This window comes from Gordonia sp. (in: high G+C Gram-positive bacteria), assembly GCF_047602025.1.
Taxonomy (GTDB): Bacteria; Actinomycetota; Actinomycetes; order Mycobacteriales; family Mycobacteriaceae; genus Gordonia.
In genome coordinates, this window is sequence record NZ_JASGII010000001.1 from 2,364,281 (window position 1) to 2,388,325 (window position 24,045).

The window sequence follows — 24,045 nt, forward strand, 5'->3', positions numbered from 1 at the left end:
TTGGAGTTCACCGAGCTGACAGGCGGCGGCGGGCACTCGCTGGTGAGTGCGACGCCCGGCCCCGACCTGGCCGCGCTCGGCTACACCGAGGTCGAGTACGCGGCCGGCGGCACGGTCGCCGGCCTCACCCCCGACGGCCCGGCGCCACCCGCCGACTTCACGACGCGCGTGCTGCTGCGCCGACCGGCGGATCCCGCCGCGTTCAGCGGCACCGTCGTCGTCGAGTGGCTCAACGTCAGCAGCGGGGCCGACGCGGCGCCCGAGTACACCTATCTCGCCGACGAGATCGTGCGAGCCGGCCACGCGTGGGCCGGCGTCTCCGCGCAGTACACCGGCGTCGAGGGCGGCGAGGCGGCGGTCGGCCTGGCCGATGCGGCCGGTGGGCTCGCCGCGAAAGACGCCGAGCGGTACGGCGCGATGCACCACCCCGGCGACGCGTATTGCTTCGACATGTTCGCCGCGGTCGCCGCCGGGTTGCGCGACGGGCCGTTGGCCGACCTCGCCGTCGCGCGACTGCTGGCCGTCGGCGAATCGCAGTCGGCGATGGCACTGACCACCTACGTGCGCAGCTTCGCGCCGGTCCACCACGTCTTCGATGGTTTCCTCATCCACAGCCGCTCGGTCGCCGGACTGCCGCTCGGGCAGGTGGGCGCACCCGCCGACCTCGATCGGGCCTTCGACGACCCGCCGGCCACCTTCCCCGACGTTGGCACACCGGTCCTCGTCGTGCAGACCGAGACCGACGTGCTCACCAACTTCCGCTCCTACCTCGCACGACAGCCGGACACCGACGCCGTGCGCATCTGGGAGGTCGCGGGGACGTCGCACGCGGACCTGGCGCAGATCGGCCCGTTCGAGGAGATCCTGGGCTGCCCGACGCCGGTGAACCGCGGCCAACAGCGCTTCGTCCTGCGCGCGGGCCTGCGACACCTCGATGCGTGGTCGCGCGGCGGCACCCCGCCGCCGGTCGCGCAGCCGCTCGAGCTCGTCGGCCCCGACGATGAACCGCGGTACGCGCACGACGGCGTCGGCAACGTCCGCGGCGGCGTGCGGACGCCCTGCGTCGACGTTCCCACCCAGGTGCTGAGCGGCGTCGTCGACGAGCCGGTGTCGCGGATCTGCGCGCTGTTCGGGACCACCACCGCGGTGCCCGACGACGAGCTCGCCGGGCTGTACCCGTCGCGCGAGGCCTATCTGACGATGTACGCCGACGCCGTCGAGCGGGCGATCGCCGACGGCTTCGTCCTCGCCGATGACCGCGCGCAGATCCTCGCCGACGCCAACCCGGGGGCACTGCCGTGCGAGTCCTGATCACCGGTGGGACCGGCTACGTCGGCGGGTGGACCGCCGACGCGGTGCTGCGCGCCGGACACGACGTGCGCTTCCTCGTGCGCAGCCCCGACAAGCTCCGCCGCGTCGCCGACTTCTTCGGCTGGGGCGAGCCCGACTTCGTCGTCGGCGATTTCACCGACGACGCGGCTGTGGCACGGGCGCTCGACGGGTGCGACGCCGTCATCCACGCGGCCGCCGAGATCGCGTTGCACGGCGACGCCGAGGCCGACCGGGTCCTGCTCGAGCGCGGGTTGACCGGTGCGCGCAATGTGATCGGCGGGGCCGTCGCGGCCGGACTCGACCCGATCGTGCACGTGTCGAGCTGCGCGGTCCTATGGCCGCCGAAGTCGACCGAGCTGACCGATCCGGCCGAGCCGCTGCCCGGCGGTAGCGGCGCCTACGGTGCCGCGAAGACGGCGATCGAGGCGTATGTGCGCGAGCTCCAGGAGAACGGCGCCCCGATCGCGATCACCTATCCCGGCGGCGTCGCAGGACCGAGCATCGACGGCTACGGCGGCGAGGGCGGCGACGGCCTGCACACCCTGGTCAAGCTGGGCGTCGTCGGCCGCACCGCCGGTTTGACGCTCGTCGACAGCCGCGACCTGGCCGACCTGCACCTGCGGCTGCTCGCACCCGGTCAGGGTCCGCGGCGCATCACCGCGACCGGATCGCGGATCACCGGCGCCGACCTCGCCCGGGCGCTCTCCGCCGCTGTCGGGCGGTGGGTGCCGTACCTGCCCATCCCCAACTCGGTGATGACCGGCGTCGGCAAGCTGGCCGACCGCTTCCCGTCGCTCGTGCCGGCGAGCCTGCACCAGCTCGGCGAGGCCGCCGTCGGGTTCCTGCTGCATCCGCCGTTCCCCGAGAACGCCGCCGCCGAAGCGCTGGGCGCCACCTTCCGGCCGGCGGAAAAAACAATCGCGTCGGTGTTTGCGGAGACGTAGGGTCCTCCAATCACGATTGGAGTCCATTTGTCCGCCCATCCCGACGTCCGGCTCGTCCCCGCCAGCCCGGCGCTGCTCACCGCACTCACCGACGATCCGGTGCGGTTCACCGAGCTGATCGGCTCGCCCATCCCCGACGGGTGGCCCGAGTTCCCCGAGGCCATCGGCGCCGCGCTCGAATTCGCCGATCGGGGTGCCGCCGACGAGCGCCCGTGGTCGATGCAGTTCTTCATCGACGCACAGTCCGGCCGTCTGCTCGGTTCCGGCGGGTATGCCGCGCCGCCGTCGGATCGGACCGTCGAGATCGGATACGAGATCGCCCCGGAGTTCCGCGGAATGGGATTCGGCGCCGGTGCCGCACGGGCGCTCGTCGACCGGGCAGTGGCCAGCGGCGAGATCGACCACGTCGTCGCACACACCCTGCCCGGGCCGAACCCGTCGACGGGGGTCCTCGTGGCGCTGGGCTTTGAGCACGTCGGCGACGGCGAGGATCCCGACGTCGGGACCGTGTGGTCGTGGCACTGGTCGGCCTAGCAGCCGGTCGACCCCGAAAACGACTCACGCCCGCACCCGGCTAGGCCGGGTACGGGCGTGAGTGCGATTAGAAGCTGTGGTTACTTCTTCTTCAGAAGCAGGCCAGCGATCGCAGCGATGATGCCACCGCCGACGCCGCCACCAACACCAGAGCTGAGGACGTTGACCAGCGTGCTGGCTCCGTCGCCGCCCAGCAGGGCGCCGATGCCGCCACCGGTCAGCAGGCCACCGAGGCCGCCCGCGACGCTGCTGGTGGTCGGGTTGGCACCAGTCTTCGGGCCAGCGGCGTTACCGCCGAGAACGCCGCCGATGAGACCCGGCAGAAGCGTTTCCAACATGTGTTTTCTCCTTGTTCAACAAGCGCAATACCCGAACTCGGGCGTGCTAATTCCGGACAATACCGACTACAGCGGGATCCGCAACAGCAACTCGGCGTTTTGTTTCCGAGAATTGATGTTCCAGACCATCAGTGTTGGCGCATGGGTGGCTGTTTCCGACGCTTCGCCTGGGCGTCGAACGGGCTCATAAAGCCGATTCCCCCGGGTAACCGAGAAGCGCTTACCACCGCCCCGATCACCTCGCCGATACCCTGAAACCCATGTGCACCGACGACGTCGCGCCGTTCTCCGCCGCCGAGGCCGAGCGGGTGCGCCGGCTGTGGCAGGCGCTGGATCTCCCCGGTCTGGTCGACGTCCACACGCACTTCATGCCGCGCAACGTCCTGGACAAGGTGTGGGCGTTCTTCGACTCGGTCGGACCGCAGCTCGGCCGCGACTGGCCGATCACCTACCGCGCCGACGAGCAGGTCCGCGTCGACGGCCTCGACGCGTTCGGGGTGCGCGCGTTCACGTCGATGATCTACGCGCACAAACCCGAGATGGCGGCGTGGCTGAACGCGTGGGCCGTCGACTTCGCGGCGCAGCAGCCCCGCTGCCTGCACACGTCGACGTTCTACCCCGAGCCCGGAGCCGCGGACTACACGCGCGCCGCGATCGAGGCGGGCACACGCGTCTTCAAGGTCCACGTACAGGTCGGCGACTTCTCCCCCGCCGACCCGTTGCTCACCGACGTGTGGGGACTGATCGAGGAGGCCGACCTCCCCGTCGTCATTCATTGCGGTTCCGGTCCGGCACCCGGTCGGTACACCGGCCCGGGGCCCGTCGTCGACGTCCTGCGTCAGTTCCCGAAGCTGCGGCTGATCATCGCGCACATGGGGACCACCGAGTACGCGGACTTCCTAGAAATCGCGGAGCAGCACGAGAACGTCGGGCTCGACACGACGATGAGTTTCACCGACTTCGCCGAGCAGGGCGCGCCATACCCGCGCAACCTGCTGCCGCGGGTGAAGGACCTGGCGGAGAAGGTCTACTGGGGATCGGACTACCCGAACATCCCGTACCCCTACGGGCACGCGATCGAGTCGCTGATCCGGCTGGACCTGGGCGATGACTGGCTGCGCCGGGTGCTCTACCGCAACGGCGCCGATCTGTTCAGTCTTTCTTCGTGAACTGGGCGAGCGCCTCGCCGTTGGCGCCGCCGCCCATGAGCTTCATGAACCAGGCGGCTTCGGCCTCCTTCGCGGCACGGACCTGATCGGCGACCGGCCCGACCATCGTCTCCTTCACCGCCATCAGGCTGGCGAGCGGCTTGGCGGCCAGCACGTCGGCGTGGCGGCGCGCCTCGGCCATCAGGTCGTCGGGCTCGCAGACGGCGAACACCAGGCCCATGCGCTGCGCCTCGTCGGCCATCACCCACTCCGACGACATCAGCAGCCACGCCGCGTTCTGTCGACCGATGAGCGCCGGCATGAGGAACGACGACGACGCCTCGGGTGCGACGCCGAGCGCGGTGAACGGGCACTTGAGCTTGGCCTCGCTGGACATGAACACCAGGTCGGCGAACCCGATGATCGTCGTGCCGATACCGAGGCCCAGTCCGTTGATCGCGACGATGAGCGGCTTCGGGAAGGCGGCGAGGGCGTCGACGAGGCCGGGGAAGCCGTATTCGCCGGGTTGGAAGTCGGGGTCGGTGGTGCGCGCCTGCATCTCCACGAGGTCGGTGCCCGCGGAGAACGCGCGGCCCGCGCCGGTGATGAGGACGACGGAGACCTCGGGATCGTCGGCGGCGTCGAGGAGGGCGCGCGTCGTCGCGTCGTAGAGCGCTTCGTTGAACGCGTTGAGCGCATCCGGCCGGTTGAGCGTCAGCGTGCGGACGTGTCCGTCGTTCTCAATGGTCAGCATGGTTTCACCAATCAGTACTCGTCGAAGGCTTGCAGTCGGGACCAGTCCGGCCACGTGAGTTCCCAGAGCCGGTAGAGCCGACCGTCCCGGTAGGCGGCGATCAGCACGACCTCGATCTTGGTCGGCTTCTCGTCGGGAAGTTGCGTGGTGATCCAGACGCGTCCGGCGACGCGGTCGTCGCCGACGACCCACGCGTCGTCGTCGTACTCCACCCGGTAGGTGATGTCGGTGGCGTAGACGCGCCGGTGGCCAGCCGCGTACTCGTCGTAGGTCTGCACCTCGCCGTTGGTGTAGAGCTCGAAGTCGGGGTCGTAGTAGCGCTCGATGAGCGTGGCGTCCTTGCGCACGACCATCTGCTCGAACATCTCGACGAGCAGGTCTTTGGCAGTCACGGGTTCATCAGCGCGCGCACCTTGCCGAGCACGTCGGGATAGCGCTGCAGATGGGCCCCGCCGTTGATGTCGAAGGCGGCGCCGGTGATGAGCGACGACTTGTCCGACGCCAGGAAGACGATCAGCTCGGCGATGTCCTCCGGCGTCCCCGCACGGCCGAGCGGGGTGTTCTCCAGGTAGTCCTCGCGCAGGCCGGGGATCACGTTGATGCCCTCGGTCAGCGGGGTGTCGACGAGGCCCGGTTGGACGGCGTTGACGCGCACGCCGCGCTCGGCCATCTCCAGCGCGGCGACCTCGACGAGCATCGTCACACCCGCCTTCGCCGCACAGTACGACGCCATGCCGGCACCGGGCTGGCGGCCGTTGAGCGAGGAGATGCACACGATCGAGCCGCCGTCGGCGATGACGCGGCCGGCGTGCTTGAGGACCAGGAAGGTGCCGGTGAGGCAGACGTCGATCGTCGTCTGCCAGCCCTGGAGTTCGAGTTCGGTGATGGCGCCCGGGATGGACAGTCCGGCGCAGTTCACGACGACGTCGAGCTTGCCGGCGGACTCGAAGCCCTGCTGTACCGACGCCTCGTCGGTGACGTCCATCGTGAGTGCGGTGACGCCGTCGCCGAGTTCGGCGGCGACCTGGTCGGCCGCCTCGCCGTTGACGTCGGCGACGATCACCTCGTCGCCCTGCAGGCGGAGCGCGCGGAGCGTCGACAGGCCGATTCCCGACGCGCCGCCGACAACGAGTGCGCGCCTACTCATCGTCGCCACCCATCACGACGACGGCCTTGCCGAGCACCTTGCCGTCGGCGAGGTCCTGCAGCGCCCGGGGCAGCTCGGCCAGCGAGTAGGTGACGTCGGCGGGTGGGCGCATGCCGTCGGCGATCATCTCGGTCAGCTCGTCGTGCAGCATCGCCGGGACGCCCTGGTGGGTGCGGATGTACTCGCCCCACGCGGCGCCGACGATGTCGATGTTGCGGAACAGGACGCGGTTGAGTTTGACGGTCGGGATGCCGCCCGCCGCGAAGCCGATCACGACGTAGCGGCCATCGGGGGCGACGGTGCGCAGCGCGTCGTCGAAGACGTCGCCGCCGACCGGGTCGATGAGGACGTCGACGCCGCCGTCGGAGAGCTCCTTGACCTTGGCGCCCCAGCCCTCCTCGAGCTGGACGACCTCGTCGGCGCCCGCGTCGCGCAACATCGTCTCCGCACCGGTGCGGTGCACGATGGCGATGACCTTGGCGCCCATCTCCTTGGCGACACGGATCGACGCGGCGCCCACTCCCCCGGCCGCACCGAGCACCCCGACGACCTCGCCGGGTGCGGTGTGCGCGCGCAGCTTCAGCGCGAAGAGCGCGGTCTGGAAGTTGATGCCCATCGCCGCGCCCTCGGCGAAGGTCAGGCCGGCCGGCTGCGGCAACATCTGCTCGGGCACGGCGACCATCTGCTCGGCGAAGCCGCCGATCCCGGCGAAGACGAGCACCTTGTCGCCGACCCGGTATTGGCCGCCGTCGGGCGCCTCGCGCACCACCCCGGCGACCTCGGTGCCCGGCGTGAACGGCAGCGGCGGGCGCAGTTGGTAGAGGCCCTGACTCATCAGCAGGTCGGGGAAGCAGACGCCGCACGCCTTGATGTCGATGAGGTATTGACCGGGTCCGGCCTTCGGGTCGTCGACGTCGACGAGCTCGAGCCCGCCCGGTCCGGTTTCCTCGCGCAGTACTTGAGCCTTCATGCCGCTGAGCCTACGCGTGTAGAACGTGTTTCAGTTCCGGTTACGATCACTGCATGGAATCCCCGACGACCCTCCCGTCGACGCTGAGCCGAGCCCGCCTCGACGTCGCCGACCAGGCCCCCGGCTTTCTCCCCCTCGACGAGGCGCTCGCGCTGCACGAGGCAGCGGGATCCTTTCTCTCCCAACCAGATTCGGTCGGGCTGGGCGTGGAGATCGGCACGTACTGCGGCAAGTCGACGGTCTTCCTCGGCGCGATGGCCGAAGCCCACGACGCGCTGCTCGCGACCGTCGACCACCACCGCGGTTCCGAAGAGCACCAGCCCGGCTGGGAGTACCACGACACCTCGCTCGTCGACCCGCACGCGGGCACCCTCGACACGTCGGCACGGTTCCGCCGGACGATGTGGGACGCGGGGCTGGAGAAGACCGTCGTCGGGGTGATCGCGTCGTCGACGATGGGCGCGCGCATGTGGGGTCGCGAGGTCGACTTCGTCTTCATCGACGGCGGCCACTCGATGGAGGCCGCGCAGAACGACTTCGACGGCTGGTCGCCGTTCGTGCGCGTCGGCGGCGGACTGTTCATCCACGACGTCTTCCCCGATCCCGCCGACGGCGGTCGCCCGCCCTACGAGATCTACCGCCAGGCGCTCGACGGCGGACTATTCGAGGAAGTCTCGGCGACGGGGTCGCTGCGCGTGCTGCGACGCATCAAGTCGGCTTAGCCCTCCGCAAACCCGACTGTGCGTAGCAAGACCCGACACTGATCGGTGTCGGGTCTTGTCACGCAGAGTCGGGTTTGTCGCGGCTAGGCGGAGACCGGCGTGAGGCCGAGCTTGCCGGCCAGCTTCGCGAGGTAGCCCGAGGCGCGCTCGACGGTGTCGTCGGGCAGGCCGTACAGGACGGTGGTGACGCCGAGGTCGCGCCACTTCTCCAGCTTCTCGGGGACCGGCTTGAAGTCGAGGACGACGATCTGCGGGTCGCCGTCGCGGCCGGCCTCGCTCCAGATCTTCTTGAGCAGGACGATCGAGTCCTCGATGTCGGCCTCGCCGGGGGTGGTGATCCAGCCGTCGGCGCTGCGGGCGATCCACTTGAAGTTCTTCTCGTTGCCGGCGGCGCCGACGAGGACCGGGATCCTCTTCTGCGTCGACTTCGGCCACGCCCAGCTCGGCCCGAACTTCACGAACTCGCCGTCGAACTCGGCCTCTTCCTCGGTCCACAGCGCGCGCATCGCCTCGAGGTACTCGCGCAGCATCGTGCGACGGCGCTTCGGCGGGACGTTGTGGTCGGCCAGCTCGTCGAGGTTCCAACCGAAGCCGACGCCGAGGGTCAGGCGACCGTCCGAGATGTGGTCGAGGGTGGCCAGCGTCTTGGCGAGCGTGATCGGGTCCGACTGCACCGGGAGCGCGACGGCCGTCGCCAGACGGAGCTTCTCGGTGACCGCGGCAGCCGCGGCCAACGTCGTCCACGGGTCCAGGGTGCGCATGTAGCGGTCGTCGGGCAGTTCGGCGGTGCCGGTGCCCGGGTGCGCGGTGTCTCGACGGGTCGGGATGTGCCCGTGCTCGGGCACGAAGTACGACGCAAAGCCGGCCTTCTCGATCAACGGGGCCAGGACCTGCGGCTTCAAGCCGCGGTCGCTGGTGAACTGCACGATTCCAAACTCCATCGGAGGCCTCCTGGACAGGTGTCTAGTTGGCAAGAACTGTAACACGTTCTAGTGCGGTGGCATGCCGGCTTGCGGGGTCTCGATACAAACTCTCGCTGCGCTCGAATTCACTCGACCACCGGAGATGGTGGTCGAGTGCCGACGAGGCGCTAGCCGAGTCGGTGTATCGAGACCCCGCAGCCGACGTCGAAACTCAGGGGACGACGACGGACTGGCGCACGTCGCGGAAGACGCCGTTGCCCGGGGTCGCCCGCGAGATGGCGTCGACGGCCAGCAGTACCGCGGCCGACGTCCAGCAGCTCTTCTCGACCGGCCAGCGCTTGCCGTCGGCGAAGACGAGTCCGGTCCAGTAGGAACCGTCGGGATCGCGCAGGTGCCCGATGTCGTCGACGAGCGTCGACGCCTCGTCGACGCGCCCCAGCGCCTCCAGGGCGATCGCCAGCTCCGACGTCTCCGCGCCGGTCACCCACGGACGGTGGTCGATGCAGCGGATGCCCTTGCCCGGCACAACGAACTCGTCCCAGCGCAGGTCGATCAACTCCCCCGCGACCTCGCCGCGAACGCCGCCGCCCAAGACCGGGTAGTACCAGTCCATCGAGTGCGACGACGGCGGCTCGAACACCCCCGGTCGCACACCCAGCGGCGCACCGAGGACGTCGGAGTACGCCGACGCGAACGCGCGGCCCAGCTTCGCCTGCGCGGCGGACCAGCGGGAGACCGCTGACGCGTCGGACATGACCTCGGCGATCCGCACGGCACAGTCCAGCGACTGCAGGATCGAGGCGTTGCCGGTCAGCAGCGCCTCGTCGAACATCTCCAGACTCGTCCCGTCGGCGGCCCAGCGGAAGGCGCCGTCGTCGCGCGCGAAGCGAAGCACGAGGTCGATGCCGGTGCGGACCGTCGGCCAGAGTTCGGCGAGGAAGTCGGTGTCGCCGGTGACGAGGTAGTGGTGCCAGACGCCGACGGCGATGTACGCGCAGAAGTTCGAGTCGACGTTCGGGTCGACGACGCGCCCCTGCTGGAATTCGATCGGCCAGGCGCCGTCGGGTCGCTGCGTCTGGGCGGACCACCGATAGGCCGCGACGGCTTCGTCCAGGTGCCCGGTGATCGACAGCGCCATCGCCGATTCGACGTGGTCCCACGGGTCGGTCTTGCCGCCGGGGAACCACGGCAGGGCGCCTGACGGCTCCTGCATCGCCGCGATGGCGGCACCGGTCGCCGCGACCTGATCCGCGCTCAGGACGCCGGGCAGTTCGGGAAGCTGGGCCACGGGGCTCAAGCCTAGGCGGGCTTTTCCAGGTAGAGGATGACCGACTTGCCGACCAGCGGGTTGAGGGCCTTCTCCGCGCCGCGCGTCAGCTTGGGCGCCTTGAGCATGTCCCACACCAGCAGCTTGTGGTAGCCCTTCACCAGCAGGTTGTCCTCGTTGTCGACGCCGACGGCGCACTTGATCCACCAGTACGGCGCGTGCAGCGCGTGGGCGTGGCCAGTACCGGTGACCTTCAGGCCGGCGGCTTCGAGCTTGTCGGCCAGTTCCGACGCCTTGTAGATGCGGACGTGCCCGCCCTCGACCTCGTGGTACTCGTCCGACAGCGCCCAGCAGACCTTCTCCGGCCAGTAGCGCGGCACGGTGACCGCGGCCTTGCCGCCCGGCTTGAGGATGCGGACCATCTCGGCGATGGCGGCCTCGTCGGCGGGGACGTGCTCGAGGATCTCCGACATCAGCACGACGTCGAAGGAGTCGTCGCCGTAGGGCAGGTGCAGGGCGTCGCCGACCTCGGCGCGCGCCTTCGCCGACGCGGGGACCTGCTTCTCAGCGATCATCGCGTCGAACATGGTGCCGACGTCGGTCATGTCCGACTCGGACTGGTCGAAGGCGATGACGTCGGCGCCGCGGCGGAACATCTCGAACGAGTGGCGCCCCTGGCCGGCACCGATGTCGATCGCGGTGGTGCCGGGCCCGACGCCGAGCTTGTCGAAGTCCACTGTCAGCATTTAGTCGTCCCCTTTGACGGTCTGGTCGATGGCCTTCTGGTACGCGGCGACCGTCTTCACGGCGACCGCGGCCCAGCTGTAGTTCTCTTCGGCGCGCTTGCGACCGGCGGCACCGAGCGCCTCGCGCGCCCGGTCGTCGTCGAGCAGCCGCAGCAGCTCCTGCGCGATGGCACCGGAGTCGTGCGGCGGCACCAGGACGCCACCGGCGCCCTCGCCCTCGCCGACGACCTCGGGGATCGCTCCGGCGCGGGTGGCGATCAGCGCGGTCCCGCAGCTCATGGCCTCGACGGCCGGCAGCGAGAAGCCCTCGTACAGCGACGGCACGACGGCGACCTGCGCCGACGCGAGCAGCTGGGCCAGCTCTTCGTCGTCGAGGCCGTTGACGACGCGCACGTTGTCGCGGATCGACAGCTGCTCGATGAGCCGGGCCGACGGTCCGGTCGGGTCGAGCTTGGACACCAGGGTCAGTTCGACGGGTCGCTCGGCGGCGACCTTCGCGATGGCCTCCAGCAGGTACGACACGCCCTTGAGCGGGGCGTCGGCGCTCGCCACGCACACCACGCGGCCGGGGACGCGCGACGCACCGGGCGCGAAGAGTTCGGTGTCGACGCCCAGCGGGATCGTCTCGATCCGGCCGGCGGGGATGTTGAACGCCTTGCGGGTGTCGACCTCGCTGGAGCGGGACACGGTCAGCAGCACCGGGATGCGGCGGGCGACGCGGCCCTGCATCGCCAGGAAGGAGTGCCAGCGGGCGGCGGTGATCTTGCGCCAGCCCTTGGCCGCCTTGATGGCCAGGGTTCGGTCGCGCGTGATCGGGTGGTGGATCGTCGCGACGAGCGGGAAGCCCATCTTGGGCACCTTCAGCAGGCCGTAGCCGAGGCACTGGTTGTCGTGCACGACGTCGAAGTCGCCCTTGCGGCCCTCCAGCAGTCGCGCGACGCGCAGGCTGAACGTCAACGGCTCACCGAAGGCGGCGGTCCACATCTGCCCGACCTCGATGAGGTCGATCCAGTCGCGGTACTCGCTCGGGCGCGGCGTGCGGAACGGTTCGGGCTCGCCGTAGAGGTCGAGGCTGGGCACCTTGGTCAGGCGCACGCCGGCGTCGAGCGCGGCCTGGTCAAGGTCGGGGTAGGGCTGGCCGGAGAAGACCTCGACGTCGTGGCCCAGCAGCGCGAGTTCGCGCGAAAGGTGCCGGACGTAGACGCCCTGGCCGCCGCAGTGCGGCTTGCTCCGATAGGACAACAGTGCAATCCGCACGGCTACTCCGCCGATTCCGCAGCGGCCTCGAGCGCGGCCAAGTCGGTGAACTTGACGCGCGGGCGCCCGGATTCGCGGCCGGCGGCCTTCTCGGCGGCGTCGATCCGCTTCCACCCCTCCAGATCGATCAGGTTGACGCCGCGGTCGACGACGAGCTTCTCGACCTCGTCGCGCGACGCCGTCGGCTCGGCTAGCTTCTCGTCGATGAAGTCGGCGATGACGGCCTCGGCGGTCTCCTCGCCGCACAGGCGGTTGCGGCCGATGCCGCCGGTCGCGCCGCGCTTGATCCAGCCGGTGACGTAGACGCCGGTCATCGGGTCGTCGCCGTGCAGCACACGACCGTCGTCGTTGGGCACGACGCCGCGAGCGTCGTCGAAGGGCAGGTCGGGCACGGCCTCGGCGTGGCCCTTGTAGCCAATCGAGCGCAGCACCAGGCCGGTCTCGATGTCGTAGGTCTCGCCGGTGCGGGTCACCGAGCCACCGTCGGCGAACTCGTTGCGCGACACGGTCATCGACGTGACCTTGCCGTCGCCCTCGAGCTCCAGCGGCGACGAGAGGAACCGGAACACGATTCGCTTGTTGCCGTCGGTCGTCGGGCGGTCGGCGAACTCCTGCGCGAGGCGGATCTTGGTGCCGATGGTCGAGTCGATGTCGTCGCCCGCGGCCTCGGACTCCGGGTCCAGGGTGAGCTCGTCGGGCTCGATGATGACGTCGACGCCCTCGACGTCGCCGAGCGCGAGGAACTCGCTGTTGGTGTAGGCGCCCTGGGCGATGCCGCGGCGGCCGAGGATGACGACCTCGTTGATGTTCGACTCGCGCAGCTTGGCGAGCGCGTGCTCGGAGATGTCGGTCTTGGCGAGCACGTCGGGGTCGGTGACCAGGATGCGCGCGACGTCGAGCGCGACGTTGCCGTTGCCGACGACGACGGCCCGCTCGCTGGACAGGTCGACGTCGAGGTCGACGAAGTCCGGGTGGCCGTTGTACCAGGCGACGAACTCGGTGGCCGAGATCGAGCCGGGCAGCTCCTCGCCGGGGATGTCGAGACGACGGTCCGTCGCGGCGCCGACGGCGTACACGACGGCGTGGTAGCGCTCCATCAGCTCGTCGTGGGTGATGTCCTTGCCGACCTCGCAGTTGAGGAAGTAGTTGAAGTTCTTCTTGTTGGCCGTCGAGAGGTAGCCGCGCTCGACGAGCTTGGTGGGCGCGTGGTCGGGGGCGACGCCGAAGCGGACCAGGCCGTGCGGGGTGGGCAGGCGGTCGAAGACGTCGACGGTCACCTGCGCCTTCTTGACGAGGGTGTCGGCGGCGTACAGCGCGGCGGGGCCGGCACCGACGATCGCGACGTGCAGCTCCTTGTCGGCCGGCATCGGCGGGGCCTTCTTCGGCGGGACCAGACCGCCGTCGACGTCGTGGTCCTTGTAGTAGTCCGCGTTGATCTGCAGGTAGGGCTCGTCTTTTTCGTCGAGCTGGTCGTCGGGGAAGATGGCCTCGACGGGGCACTCGTCGATGCAGGCACCACAGTCGATGCAGGTCTCCGGGTCGATGTAGAGCTGCTCGGCGGTGAGAAACTCCGGCTCATCGGGCGTCGGGTGGATACAGTTGACCGGGCAGACGCTTACGCAGCTGCCATCGTTGCAGCACGGCCGAGTGATAACGTGCGCCATCTGGGGATACCTCGCGGGTCGTCAGGTAGAACGTGTTCTAGTTCACTCCAACTCTAGCGCACCGATTCGGGCCTATCCATAAGGGAGATCGTGACCGCCACCACCCCCACCCCCGAGCCCCTCTCGACGCGCAAGGACGGCGGCCGGTTCTTCGAGGCGCAGTACCGCATCCGCACCGGTGATGTGGACCAGAACATGCGCGTGCGACTCGACTCCGCGGCCCGCTATCTGCAGGACATCGCCAACGACAACATCGACGCGACGGACTTCACCAAGACCGATCCGTTCTGGATCGTGCGGCGCACGATCATCGACGTGATCCGCCCGTTCTCGTGGCCCGGGACGGTGACCGCGCAGCGCTGGTGCGGCGCGGCGTCGACGCGGTGGACCAACATGCGCGTGACGATGACCGCCGACCACGAGACCAACCTGTTCAACCCCGACGAGCGGGAGCCGGGCCTGATCGAGACCGAGGGCTTCTGGATCAACGTCAACGACCAAGGCATGCCGTCGCGCATCTCCGACGAGGCGTTCGAGATGTTGAGCTCGATGACCGACGAACACCGGTTGCGCTGGAAGGCGATGAACCCGGAGAAGGCGCCCGACGCCGGCAGCGCGCCCGACCGCGAGCACGTCCTGCGCGCGACCGACTTCGATCCGTTCAAGCACCTCAACAACGCCGCGTACCTGGAAGTGCTCGAGGACGAATTGATCGACCACCCCGACCTCGTCGAGGGCCCGCACCGGATGATCATCGAGTACATGCGGCCCATCCAGCCCGGCCACCGCCTGATGATCCGCCGTCTGCGCGACGGCGACACCCTGACCCTCTGGATGCTGATGGACGACGACGGCGAACAGAAGGTCGCCGCCACCATGTCCGTCGGGCCAGCCCCCACGGTGGTCGAGTGAATTCGAGCGCAGCGAGAATTTGTATCGAGACCCCGCAAGCCGAAAGACCAACATGAGCACTCCCACCCCCACCCTCCAGGCCCTGAAGTCCGTGAAACCCGGATCGGTGTTCCTGTGCCTGATCATCGCGCTCGGCTTCGGCATCGGGATGCTGATCCAGAGCGGATCGGAGCGGACGACCCTCGCGACCACGGGCGCAGTCGTGTTCATCCTGGCCGGCTGGGTGATCTCCCTGTGCCTGCACGAGTTCGCGCACGCCTTCACCGCGTTCCGCTACGGCGACCACTCGGTCGACTCGCGCGGCTACCTGACGCTCAACCCGTTGAAGTACACCCACCCGGGACTGTCGATCGGCCTGCCGATCCTGATCATCCTGATGGGCGGCATCGGTTTCCCCGGCGGGGCGGTGTACCTGCACACGCAGGGCTTCACCAAGGCGCAGCGCTCGATCGTGTCCGCGGTCGGGCCGCTGACCAACCTGATCCTCGGCGCGGTCCTGCTCATCGCGGTGCCGTTCCTCGACGAGCAGTCGAACCTGGCGGCCGCCGTCGCCTTCCTGGGCTTCCTGCAGATCACCGCCGCGATTCTGAACATCATCCCGATGCCCGGGTTCGACGGTTACGGCGTGATCGAGCCGTGGCTCTCGCCGGGCGCGCGGCAGTCGGCGGCGAAGATCGCGCCCTACGGGTTCCTGATCATCTTCGCGCTGATCCTCATCCCCGCGGTCAACCAGGCGTTCTTCACCGGGATCTACGACGTCGTCCAGCTGTTCGGCACCCCGTGGCGCCTGGTCAGCGAGGGCCGCGACCTGTTCATGTTCTGGGCGTAGACCGCGCTACACGGTCGCGGTCCGGTGGCCCAGCCTCCCGTAGCGCTCACGGGCTTCGGCCGGCGTGACGACGACGGGCCGGATCGGCGTCGACGCTTTTCGATGCGCCCGCAGCGCCTTCGACACCATCGGTGAGAACGGCCGGATGACCAGTGCCGCAGCCACCGGATTCGTCGACATCCGCACCGCGGCCCTCGTCGGCTGCCGCCAGCCGGCGTCGACGATGCCGGGCTGGTCGAACTGCCCCATCTCGCGCATCCACTTGGGCAGGGTGGCGATCGCGGCCGGCGCCATGACCCGACTGGCCAGGCGCAGTCGCAGGTTGGCGTGGTGGTCGGTGCGCAACAGGTAGTGCATGCCGCGCAGCGCGCGTTCGCTGACGGCCAGGCCCGGCCGTACGCGCTCGAAGTACTCGCGAACCTCGTCGCGGTCCGCCGGGACGTCGGCCGGGTCGCACGTTTGCAGCTCGGCGGCGATGCGCGATTCGGCCCAGTACTGGCGGACCTCCTCGTCGGAGAGCGGGCCGGACCCGTACACCTCGTAGCACTTGAGAACCGAGTGCCAGCCGGTCACGTGGATCCACAGCTGCGACGCGGGGTTGTTGGCGCTGTAGCGCTTGCCCGAGAGCGGCTCGATGCCCGTGGCCTTGGCATGCACGCCCATGAGGTGCTCGGAGGCCTCGATCGCCGTCTTGGAGTCGGCGGTGGCGACGGTGATGAAGTAGGCGAGCGTCGCATCGAGCCGTCGCTGCGGGTCGTCGTAGATGCCGCCCATGTCGGCGACGGCCGCGGCCAGTGCCGGATCGAAGTGCTCGAGGACGACGGCGCGCTGGAAGGCGATGAGCGCGGTCGGGTGGGTCCAGAGCTTCCATGAGAGCGATTCAGGGCCGAAGAACCCGTAGTCGGTCGTGCGGTAGTCGGCAAGGGTGAACATGGTCGGTCTCCTTACGCAGCCCGATAGGCGGCGGACATCATGCGGCCGTAGAGCGGGGCCAGGTCGTCGACGGCGAGGTCGTTGGCGGGGTCGAGCATCACCCGCACTGCCCCTTCACACGACGAGACGAACAGCTCGATGAGGGCGGGCAGCTTGCGGTCGAGATCGGCGGTCCCCCACCACTTCTCCAGTGCGGGCGCGATCCAACGGGTCGACGCGTCGAAGACGACGGCCCGCGCCTCGGCGACGCGTCGCGTCGTTTCCGGGTCGGCGTCGGAGTCGAAGACGAGGCGCCACGAGTCGGGTCGCTCCGCGACGGTCGTGAGCAGGGCGCGATAGCCGTGGACGAAGACCTGATCGGGGTCCGCTCCGGTCGCCGAGTGCAGCGCTTCGAGGGTCGAGCCGAGCAGTAGGTCGACTTCACGCTCGAGGAGCGCGCCGACGATCGTCCCGCGGTCGGGGAAGCAGGAGTACACCACCGGGCGGGTGACCCCCATCGACGACGCGAGGGACGCAATGCTGACCGCGGCGAACCCCTCGTCCACCGCGATCCGCAGCGCCGCGTCGAGCACCAGCGGGCGTCGCCGGTCGGGGCCCAGGTGTGCCGCTCGGGTCTTGCGCGCGGGAGTTGCAACGGTCACGAATCAACCGTAGACCCATTTTCCTACACTTGTGAAGGATTCACGTTCATCCGCGACGGCCGCGACTCCTGTGTCAGCATGACGCTGACCGCCTTCGATCTCGCACCCCGGATGGAGACCCCCACATGCAGAACACCAAGTCCAAGCGCCTCGGTGCCGCCGCAGCCGCCGCACTCGCCTCGGGTGCGATCATCACGGCCGTCCAGCCGGCGGTCGCCGATGCAGCTCCCGACCTCCGCGGCCGGTGGAGCGGCGTCGTGGTGTGGCCCATCCAGGTCAACTCCGCCTACCTCACGGTGACCCGGTCGCGCCCGCTGCGCGGCACGATCGTCCTGCCGGGCGTGTGCGCCGCCCAGTGGCGCGAGATCGGTCGATCGGGTCCGCAGGTCCGCGTGTTCGCCCACGTCCGCCACTCGGTGCGCTGCCGCAGCAACGTGTGGAACCTGATGATCACCGGCACCTCGATCACCGGCCCGGACTCCGTCAACCCCAGCAGTTGGGTCCGCCTGACGCGCACCGGGCCCTTCGGCTCGTAGTCGCGAGCGGCAGGCAGACGTCATGCTTCGTTTCGCCATCATCCTCGCCCTCGCGTCGGGCGTGTTCTCGTTCCTGTCGTTCAAGCGCGGCGGGGTGATCCCCGGGCTCGTCTTCGCGCTCGTGGCCATCGCGCTGATCGCGTGGCTCGTCATGTCCGCGCGCGCCGGCCGCAGCGGTCAACCGCTCCAGCTCAGTTCGACCGCACAGACTGCCGTTCGCGCGGGCGCCGCGCTGCTCGCCGTCGGACTCGTCTACTCCCTGTACTGGACCTTCTTCGCCGCCAAGGCGTCGACCGAAGACCTGAAGTACAGCGCGGACTTGTCCAAGGTCTGCGGCAGGGCACCCACCTACTTCCGCGACGCTGCGCCGTACACCGGCGACGGACCGCACCCCACCGCCGTCTTCGCGCGCAGCGGAACGGATGCCTCCGGTCTGCGGCAGGTGCGCATCACCGGCAACACCCCGCCCGGTTACGACACCCAGAACGCCAAGGCCGTGCAGCTGGTGGCCTGCTTCAACGACGTGAGCTCGGGCGACAAGGTCGACGACTGCGAGTTCAACAAGGGCACGATGCCGGTGTACCAGGGGCGCTACAAGGGCAAGCTCGTCGAGGCTCGCACCGGCAAGAAGGTCGCCGACATCTCCGTCGACGGCAGCCGCGAGAAGAACTGCCCGTTCATCACGATGGTCCGCGGCAAGGCCGAGGACAACCGGCTGCACACCGAGCCGGACTCGGCCAGCATCCAGAGTGTCCTGAACCCCTACGTCAACAAGTAGCGCCTACTTCGCGTCGTCGAGCGGGGTGCCCACATTCGGGCGGCGGCGCGGCCATCAGGCGCTCGTCTTCAGCACCAGTTCCATGAGCTTGGTCGCGCCGTCGCAGGGGTCGCCACCGCGTCCCCCGGGGGTCTCGACGAACCAGGTGTAGATGCCGCGGCTGGGCGCCTTGGCGGTCACGCCGCAGATGTTGCGGTCGGACTTGGTCTGCTTGAACGCGGTGATGCCGTTGATCTTCACGTTCTCGGTCTGGTAGCCCATCTTCTTGGCGGTCTTCTGCTCGGCGGAGACGGTGCCCCACTCGAACCAGTTGAATGTGACCGTCGTGGGCGGGGCGCCGAACAGCGTCCAGCGGCAGATGGCGCCGTTGAAGCCCGGCGACGCGACGGCGCCGCCGACGGCCTTGCCGATCTGCATCGGGTTGAGCAGCGAGCACTCGAGGGTGAGCTTGTCGAACTTGTCGGTGTTGACCTGGCCCGGCTTCTTCACCTTGCCCTCGGGGTAGGCGGTGCCGTTGGTCGTGCAGCCGGCGACGCCGATGGTCGTCGCCACCGCGGCGGCGAGGAGTGCGGCCCGTCGAAAGTGGTTCATTTCTGCGACCTTTCGATCGACATGGACGCGAGCCGCTTGGTGGCGTTGCAGATCGTCTCGGTCGGGGTGTTCGACTCGGCGTCGGCGCGGACCGACCACTCGAAGAAGTCGGCGCCGAAGCCGATGCCGATCTCGCAGATCGTCTGGTCCCAGGCGATGAAGCCCTTGTTGCCCTTGATGTCGATGTCCTGGGTGACCGCGCGGGAGAGCTGCTCGGTGGCGCGCTCGCGGTCGATGGGCGAGCCGCGGTACCAGTTGAACGACGCGACGGCGCCGGTGCGGAAGTTGTTGGCCGTCCACTCGCACGACGACGTGTTGTTCACGGTGTTCTTCAGCGCGGGGAAGCCGGTGATCTGCATGACCTCTTCGGTGCTGACGCCGCCGCACTCGCCGAAGTACGGACCTTCGCCGGCCGCGCCGGGCGCCTGCGGAACACCGTTCTTGTCGGTCTTCACCCCGCCGTCGTCCTTGCCGCCACAAGCCGCGACGACGAGCATCAGCGCGGCCACCAGCGCCAGCAGCGGCGCGGTGCGCAAGCGGTCGAGTTCGCGGCGCTCGCGCTTGGTGGGCCGGCCGGCGCCGCGGTCGCGACGGGGCTGGCTCGCCAAGATTTCCTTCGACGGCGGTGGCGGGCTCTTGTCGATGAAGCAGGTGGCCGCGATCGGGGCCGAGACGCGCTTGGACACCTCTTTGGCGACCTCGACGATCCGCTCGCGACCGCCGATCCGCACGCGCACCTCGTCGCCGACGGTGATGACCTGGGCGGGCTTGGCGGTAGCGCCGTTGACGCGCACGTGCCCGCCGCGGCAGGCGGCGCCGGCTGCCGAGCGCGTCTTGGTGAGCCGGATCGACCAGATCCAGGAGTCAACTCGAGTGGCCATGGATTCAGGGTAGCTGTTGCCTCGGTGGTCGAGTGCCGGCGAGCGAAGCGAGCCGGTGTATCGAGACCTCAACTGACTGCGCCCGCCGACGACCGGAGTCGACGACGGGCGCAGCGGCTGCAGAGACAGCTCTTTGATCAGCTCTCGACATCCACGACTGGCGCGTCGGCGGCGTCACGCTTGATCGCCGCGATGCCGTTGAGGGCGTATTCCTTGGTCTTGTACGCCTGGCTCTGGGCGACGATCTCGCCGTTGCCGGACTTCAGCCGGAAGTGGTACTTGCCGTCTTTTGCCTCGAACACCTCAAACTTGCCAGCCATGCTGTCCCCTTCTAGGAGCCCGGCCCCGCAACCACTGTTGCGAGGAACAACCGGTCTTCACTCATTCAAACACCCAATTGGTGATGGTGAGCGCTGTTTAGCGGGACTTTCGACGGCGAGTCGCGTCCAAAATGCCAGCGCCCGCCGGACCCGGGGGGTGGTCGCGGCGGGCGCTGGGTCGTTAGGGCTAACCCGTCGGGCCAGCCGTACCGCTCGGAGCGGAAGTACCCGCAGCAGAGTCGGGCGCCCCGCCGCCAGTGTCAGGTGTTGTGGTGCCACCGGTCGCCGGATTAGGCGCACCTACTCCAGGGTTAGTGGCCGCGCCACCACTACCTTGCGCCCCGGAATCCGGGGTGACATTCATGCCGCCAGGGTTGCCACTTGGGGACCCGCTGTCAGCGGCGCCACCGGCGCCGGACTGCGACCCGGCATCCGGCGTGACGTTCAATCCGCCAGGGCTGCCACTCGGCACACTGCCAGCACCGGTACCACTTTCACCGCCTGTCGCCGAACCGGTGCCGTTCGTGCCATTGACGTTCGCACCGGTCGTATTGCTGGGCACAGAAGCAGTAGCGGGCGTCGGCGAGCCAGACCCTGTAGGAGCCGATCCGTTGGGCAGCACCTGCGGGTCAGTCGTTGCTCGCGAGTCACCAGCAATCCGAGACGCGGTCAGGGTGCTCTGGACCAGTTCGCCGGTTGATTGCTGGTCGTCGACGTTTAGCGAGAACGTCTGGGGAGCTGCGGCAGTCTTGCCAAGAGGCGAACCGCCTCCCGCCACTTGTCCGAGATCACCGAGCAGGTCGAGGATATCCGCGCCAGGAATCTTGAAGTTGCTCAAACTGAGACCGCTAATCGCCGGCAGGAACTTGGACGTATCCAGGCTGGAGAGCTGGACGTTCGGCAGCGCGACGTAGTTCGGCGTGGTGGCCGCCTTCGTGGTGCCCGTGAGCGTCGGCTGAGGGAAGATCGTAACCTTCTGGCCCAACCAGTCAATCGTGATCGGCTTCTGGAAGAAGTAGTCGCTGGTTACGGCCACAAGATTCGGGAGCCCGTAAGAGCCCGTACGACCGCCCACACTCAGCCCCAAGCGCGCGAAGTCCTTAGTGAGCAGCTTCTGAATCGTCCTCGAGTCTCCGTCGCCAACGTTCTTGAGCATATCGAGGAGGGTGCCAGTTGGGTCGCTGATTACCTCAATGACACCAAGCGGGTTTATCAGCCCGACCGATACTGATTTGTCGTTCGGGTTGTAGTCACCAGACAGGACCCCAAGCGCGTTCGCACAGGCGCCATCATTTGACGATGTCGCAATAGTCAAACCGCCAAGGCAAACCAGTTGACCGGGCGCCTTCAAGATGCTGGCGATGTCGAGGTCGCCGGTTGCCATAGCTAGGCCAATCATGGCGAATGCCGTCGCACTTTGCCCTTTGGGTGCGGCGCTGACTGCGAACGACAACGGCAGGATCGCCGTAGAATTGCTATCGCCGAACAGGCCCTTTATGCCAGGCCAGATGACATCCCCTAGGGGAAACTTCTCCACGACACCCTGTGGGTCGAGAGCGACCCCTCCAAGGTACCCGTTGGACGCCGCGTGCGCCGGCGCCGGCGGGGCAACGAGCGCACCACCCAGTGCGAGCGAGGATGCGACGGCCACACCCGCGACCGCACCTCGCAGCTTCATGTTCTTGCGGCGAGCCGCTCGATTGGTCCCCCGACCCCCGTCGTTGTGCTTCGTTGCCTTCACGACGCCTCCTGCGTTCAGTTCGTGAGATCGACCTGGGCGTCCAGCGGCTGACTGGATCGACGGTCGATCTTTGCTGAGTAAAACACCCAGACACAGATAGTGAACCACATCACACTTAGATTTGGAAAGCGTTCTGACCTGCGACGAACGCGGCGTCTTTTTCGCCTCGCGGCCCGAAATGGACCGAGGTCCAGGCCGAATCACCCAAAATCGCAGGTCAGCAGCCCCATCTGACATCGAATGTAGTCAGACAGCCGCACGTCGGGGCCGCTGAAGCGTTCCGCGGAACGTCACATCAGCACCGCCCGTCACAGGTACTGGCGGTCAACACCTCCGCAGTCGACCCGGATCTTGACCGGCCCTGATGTCGGACCTGCTCGCTACGTTGGTCACGAAGGCTTGGACATGCGTCGTCGGGGGGCGAACGTGAGCGACTACGGTACATCGCGTTACGAATCGCGTTACAATGGATTCCGATACCAGGGAGTTCTGTGGAATGAGAACAGCGAAGACCACATCGCACGGCACGGAGTTGCCCCTTCGGAGGTCGAAGAAGCTCTCTTTGAGGCGCCCAGATACATCGCCACGGCACCTGATGGGGCACAGATCGTGTTTGGGCAGACGTATGCGGGCCGATACCTCGTCATCGTCGTCGCGGACGCCCTGGATCCGACAGCAGACCACGGCGACTGCTTCGTGGTGACGGCCCGAGAACAAACAGAACGCGAGAAGCGCACCTTCAGACGAAAAGGCAGGTGAACCAAATGAACGAGAACGAGCTCGCGAAGGCCCGCGAGTACTACGACTCCACCGACCTGAGCGACGTCTTGAAAGAGGCGGCGCTCGATACGTCGGTGCAGAGCGACGCCATGATCGGCATCACCGTTCGCTTCCCCAAAGATGTGCTGGACGAGGTGCGTCAGATGGCTGCCGATCGCGGGCAGCGGCCTACGGCATTTATTCGGCAATGCATGGAGACCGTTGTCGCCACACGTCGCGACCAACGAGCCGCCCGCTGAACGCGCCAAGTCTCAGAACGGCTCACATCCGGCCCCAACCCGGACACCTCCCAGTGTTGTCCCAGGAAGACCCGGTATTCTCGACCCTCGCGACTGTTCGACGAAAGGACTTGGCGTGCGGGGACAGACCCTGACCGGATCACTGCTGGCTTCAGCGGCGGCAGCGACCGTGTGTGCAGGTGCCGTGCAGGCCGCACCCGTCTCGCGGATCATCAGCAGCTACGACGACTCGAAGCAGGAGACGACGCTGGTCGTCTACTCGGCCGCGATGCGCCAGTCGTTCCCGATCACCGTGCTGCTCCCCCGCGACCGCAGCAAGCCGCGCCCCGTGCTCTACCTGCTCAACGGCGCCGGCGGCGGCGAGGACTCGGCCACCTGGGCGGCGCGCACCAAGTACACGAAGTTCTTCAAGAACAAGAACGCCTACGTCGTCACCCCCATCGGCGGCGCCTTCAGCTACTACACCGACTGGGTCCGCCGCGACCGCGCGCTCGGCAAGCCGATGTGGCAGACCTTCCTCACCAAGGAACTGCCCCCGCTGATCGACGCGAAGTTCAACACCTCCAAGCGCAACGCGATCGCCGGCATCTCGATGGCCGGCACGTCGGTGCTCAACCTCGCCATCGCCAAGCCCCGCCTCTACCGCTCGGTCGCCGCTTTCTCCGGCTGCGCCCGCACCAGCGACACCCTTGGCCAGCAGTACATCAAGCTCGTCGTCGACCGCGGCGGCGCCAACATGGCCAACATGTGGGGCCCGCTCAACGGCCCCGGCTGGCGCAAGAACGATCCGTACATCCAGGCCCCCCGCCTGCGCGGCACCAAGATCTACATGACCACCGGCACCGGCCTGCCCGGCTCGCACGAGAACCTGGGTGACAAGGGCATCGGCGGCGACGCCTTCGTCCTGGCCAACCAGGCCGTCGTCGGCGGCGTCATCGAGGCCGCGGTAAACGAGTGCACGCAGCAGATGGCCGGCCGACTCCGCTCGCTCGGCATCCCGTTCAAGCTGACGACGCGCCCCGGCGGCACCCACTCGTGGGGCTACTGGGAGGACGACCTGCACAACACCTGGCCGTCGCTCGCCCGGGATCTGGGGACGCGCTAGTCCACTCGGCTCG

28 protein-coding genes are annotated in these 24,045 nt (G+C 68.3%); 12 read left to right on the forward strand and 16 right to left on the reverse strand.

Annotated elements, in window-relative coordinates; translation table 11 throughout:
• From QM728_RS11840 to QM728_RS11850, 3 genes are read left to right on the forward strand one after another with little or no spacing between them, the layout of a single operon-like run.
• A complete protein-coding gene (locus tag QM728_RS11840; protein WP_415032206.1) occupies positions 1-1,311 on the forward strand; it encodes an alpha/beta hydrolase domain-containing protein in 1,311 nt (436 codons plus the stop codon).
• On the forward strand, positions 1,299-2,276 hold the full coding sequence (locus QM728_RS11845) for an NAD-dependent epimerase/dehydratase family protein (RefSeq protein WP_415032207.1): 978 nt from the start codon (positions 1,299-1,301) through the stop codon (positions 2,274-2,276). Before QM728_RS11840 ends, QM728_RS11845 begins: the two co-directional genes overlap by 13 nt.
• 27 nt (positions 2,277-2,303) lie before the next feature.
• Positions 2,304-2,810, forward strand: coding sequence for a GNAT family N-acetyltransferase (locus QM728_RS11850; protein WP_415032208.1), 507 nt, complete (start codon positions 2,304-2,306; stop codon positions 2,808-2,810).
• A gap of 80 nt (positions 2,811-2,890) precedes the next feature.
• Here QM728_RS11850 and QM728_RS11855 read toward each other — a convergent pair whose 3' ends face one another.
• The gene (locus tag QM728_RS11855) at positions 2,891-3,148 is read right to left on the reverse strand and encodes a hypothetical protein (RefSeq protein ID WP_415032209.1); all 258 of its coding nucleotides are present in this window, start codon (positions 3,146-3,148) and stop codon (positions 2,891-2,893) included.
• Positions 3,149-3,408: 260 nt separating this feature from the next.
• On the opposite strand from QM728_RS11855, the gene QM728_RS11860 reads away from it, so the two are divergent.
• Positions 3,409-4,317: an amidohydrolase family protein gene (locus QM728_RS11860; protein WP_415032210.1), complete on the forward strand. Its 909-nt coding sequence runs from the start codon at positions 3,409-3,411 to the stop codon at positions 4,315-4,317.
• Here the strand turns inward: QM728_RS11860 and QM728_RS11865 are convergent.
• The 4 genes from QM728_RS11865 to QM728_RS11880 are packed head-to-tail and all read right to left on the reverse strand — an operon-like array spanning position 4,301 to position 7,167.
• The gene (locus tag QM728_RS11865) at positions 4,301-5,050 is read right to left on the reverse strand and encodes an enoyl-CoA hydratase/isomerase family protein (protein ID WP_415032211.1); all 750 of its coding nucleotides are present in this window, start codon (positions 5,048-5,050) and stop codon (positions 4,301-4,303) included. The genes QM728_RS11860 and QM728_RS11865 overlap by 17 nt on opposite strands.
• A gap of 11 nt (positions 5,051-5,061) precedes the next feature.
• A complete protein-coding gene (locus tag QM728_RS11870; RefSeq protein WP_415032892.1) occupies positions 5,062-5,415 on the reverse strand; it encodes a nuclear transport factor 2 family protein in 354 nt (117 codons plus the stop codon).
• A 23-nt stretch (positions 5,416-5,438) separates the two neighbouring features.
• Positions 5,439-6,197 (reverse strand): SDR family NAD(P)-dependent oxidoreductase, encoded by a 759-nt coding sequence (locus tag QM728_RS11875; protein ID WP_415032212.1) that lies wholly within the window; start codon positions 6,195-6,197, stop codon positions 5,439-5,441.
• On the reverse strand, positions 6,190-7,167 hold the full coding sequence (locus QM728_RS11880; protein ID WP_415032213.1) for an NADPH:quinone oxidoreductase family protein: 978 nt from the start codon (positions 7,165-7,167) through the stop codon (positions 6,190-6,192). Before QM728_RS11880 ends, QM728_RS11875 begins: the two co-directional genes overlap by 8 nt.
• Positions 7,168-7,220: 53 nt before the next feature.
• Between QM728_RS11880 and QM728_RS11885 the strand changes: the two genes are divergently transcribed.
• Positions 7,221-7,889 (forward strand): class I SAM-dependent methyltransferase, encoded by a 669-nt coding sequence (locus QM728_RS11885; RefSeq protein ID WP_415032214.1) that lies wholly within the window; start codon positions 7,221-7,223, stop codon positions 7,887-7,889.
• 83 nt (positions 7,890-7,972) lie between these two features.
• Here QM728_RS11885 and QM728_RS11890 read toward each other — a convergent pair whose 3' ends face one another.
• The 5 genes from QM728_RS11890 to QM728_RS11910 form a co-directional block, all read right to left on the reverse strand.
• Positions 7,973-8,830 (reverse strand): LLM class F420-dependent oxidoreductase, encoded by an 858-nt coding sequence (locus tag QM728_RS11890; protein ID WP_415032215.1) that lies wholly within the window; start codon positions 8,828-8,830, stop codon positions 7,973-7,975.
• A gap of 193 nt (positions 8,831-9,023) precedes the next feature.
• Positions 9,024-10,100 carry a prenyltransferase gene (locus QM728_RS11895; RefSeq protein WP_415032216.1) on the reverse strand — a complete coding sequence of 359 codons (1,077 nt, stop codon included), beginning with the start codon at positions 10,098-10,100 and terminating at the stop codon, positions 9,024-9,026.
• Positions 10,101-10,111: 11 nt separating this feature from the next.
• Positions 10,112-10,825 (reverse strand): class I SAM-dependent methyltransferase, encoded by a 714-nt coding sequence (locus QM728_RS11900; RefSeq protein ID WP_415032217.1) that lies wholly within the window; start codon positions 10,823-10,825, stop codon positions 10,112-10,114.
• The gene (locus QM728_RS11905) at positions 10,826-12,082 is read right to left on the reverse strand and encodes a glycosyltransferase family 4 protein (protein WP_415032218.1); all 1,257 of its coding nucleotides are present in this window, start codon (positions 12,080-12,082) and stop codon (positions 10,826-10,828) included.
• 2 nt (positions 12,083-12,084) lie between these two features.
• A complete protein-coding gene (locus QM728_RS11910; RefSeq protein WP_415032219.1) occupies positions 12,085-13,746 on the reverse strand; it encodes an FAD-dependent oxidoreductase in 1,662 nt (553 codons plus the stop codon).
• A 90-nt stretch (positions 13,747-13,836) separates the two neighbouring features.
• Here QM728_RS11910 and QM728_RS11915 point away from each other — a divergent pair, with 90 nt between their 5' ends.
• On the forward strand, positions 13,837-14,658 hold the full coding sequence (locus QM728_RS11915; protein ID WP_415032220.1) for an acyl-[acyl-carrier-protein] thioesterase: 822 nt from the start codon (positions 13,837-13,839) through the stop codon (positions 14,656-14,658).
• Between the two features lie 52 nt (positions 14,659-14,710).
• On the forward strand, positions 14,711-15,487 hold the full coding sequence (locus QM728_RS11920) for a site-2 protease family protein (RefSeq protein ID WP_415032221.1): 777 nt from the start codon (positions 14,711-14,713) through the stop codon (positions 15,485-15,487).
• Between the two features lie 6 nt (positions 15,488-15,493).
• On the opposite strand, the gene QM728_RS11925 is transcribed toward QM728_RS11920, so the two are convergent.
• Both QM728_RS11925 and QM728_RS11930 read right to left on the reverse strand, forming a co-directional pair.
• Entirely contained in the window at positions 15,494-16,420 is a 927-nt protein-coding gene (locus QM728_RS11925; RefSeq protein ID WP_415032222.1) for an oxygenase MpaB family protein, read from the reverse strand.
• An 11-nt stretch (positions 16,421-16,431) separates the two neighbouring features.
• On the reverse strand, positions 16,432-17,061 hold the full coding sequence (locus QM728_RS11930; protein ID WP_415032223.1) for a TetR/AcrR family transcriptional regulator: 630 nt from the start codon (positions 17,059-17,061) through the stop codon (positions 16,432-16,434).
• A gap of 125 nt (positions 17,062-17,186) precedes the next feature.
• Between QM728_RS11930 and QM728_RS11935 the strand changes: the two genes are divergently transcribed.
• Together QM728_RS11935 and QM728_RS11940 are read left to right on the forward strand one after the other, a co-directional pair.
• Positions 17,187-17,597, forward strand: coding sequence for a hypothetical protein (locus QM728_RS11935; protein ID WP_415032224.1), 411 nt, complete (start codon positions 17,187-17,189; stop codon positions 17,595-17,597).
• 22 nt (positions 17,598-17,619) lie between these two features.
• A complete protein-coding gene (locus QM728_RS11940) occupies positions 17,620-18,375 on the forward strand; it encodes a hypothetical protein (protein WP_415032225.1) in 756 nt (251 codons plus the stop codon).
• Positions 18,376-18,429: 54 nt separating this feature from the next.
• Here QM728_RS11940 and QM728_RS11945 read toward each other — a convergent pair whose 3' ends face one another.
• The 4 genes from QM728_RS11945 to QM728_RS11960 all read right to left on the reverse strand — a co-directional run bounded on the left by QM728_RS11945 (position 18,430) and on the right by QM728_RS11960 (position 21,908).
• Positions 18,430-18,966: a DUF3558 domain-containing protein gene (locus QM728_RS11945; RefSeq protein ID WP_415032226.1), complete on the reverse strand. Its 537-nt coding sequence runs from the start codon at positions 18,964-18,966 to the stop codon at positions 18,430-18,432.
• A complete protein-coding gene (locus QM728_RS11950) occupies positions 18,963-19,847 on the reverse strand; it encodes a DUF3558 family protein (protein WP_415032227.1) in 885 nt (294 codons plus the stop codon). The genes QM728_RS11945 and QM728_RS11950 overlap by 4 nt, the downstream gene beginning before the upstream one ends.
• A 137-nt stretch (positions 19,848-19,984) precedes the next feature.
• Entirely contained in the window at positions 19,985-20,167 is a 183-nt protein-coding gene (locus tag QM728_RS11955; RefSeq protein ID WP_415032228.1) for a YegP family protein, read from the reverse strand.
• A 187-nt stretch (positions 20,168-20,354) separates the two neighbouring features.
• Complete coding sequence (locus QM728_RS11960) at positions 20,355-21,908, reverse strand: hypothetical protein (RefSeq protein WP_415032229.1); 1,554 nt, start codon at positions 21,906-21,908, stop codon at positions 20,355-20,357.
• A 426-nt stretch (positions 21,909-22,334) separates the two neighbouring features.
• Here QM728_RS11960 and QM728_RS11965 point away from each other — a divergent pair, with 426 nt between their 5' ends.
• The 3 genes from QM728_RS11965 (at position 22,335) to QM728_RS11975 (ending at position 24,032) form a co-directional block, all read left to right on the forward strand.
• Positions 22,335-22,667: a hypothetical protein gene (locus QM728_RS11965; RefSeq protein ID WP_415032230.1), complete on the forward strand. Its 333-nt coding sequence runs from the start codon at positions 22,335-22,337 to the stop codon at positions 22,665-22,667.
• 5 nt (positions 22,668-22,672) lie between these two features.
• Positions 22,673-22,927: a hypothetical protein gene (locus QM728_RS11970; protein ID WP_415032231.1), complete on the forward strand. Its 255-nt coding sequence runs from the start codon at positions 22,673-22,675 to the stop codon at positions 22,925-22,927.
• Positions 22,928-23,042: 115 nt separating this feature from the next.
• Complete coding sequence (locus tag QM728_RS11975) at positions 23,043-24,032, forward strand: alpha/beta hydrolase (RefSeq protein WP_415032232.1); 990 nt, start codon at positions 23,043-23,045, stop codon at positions 24,030-24,032.
• The last annotated feature ends 13 nt before the right edge of the window (positions 24,033-24,045 follow it).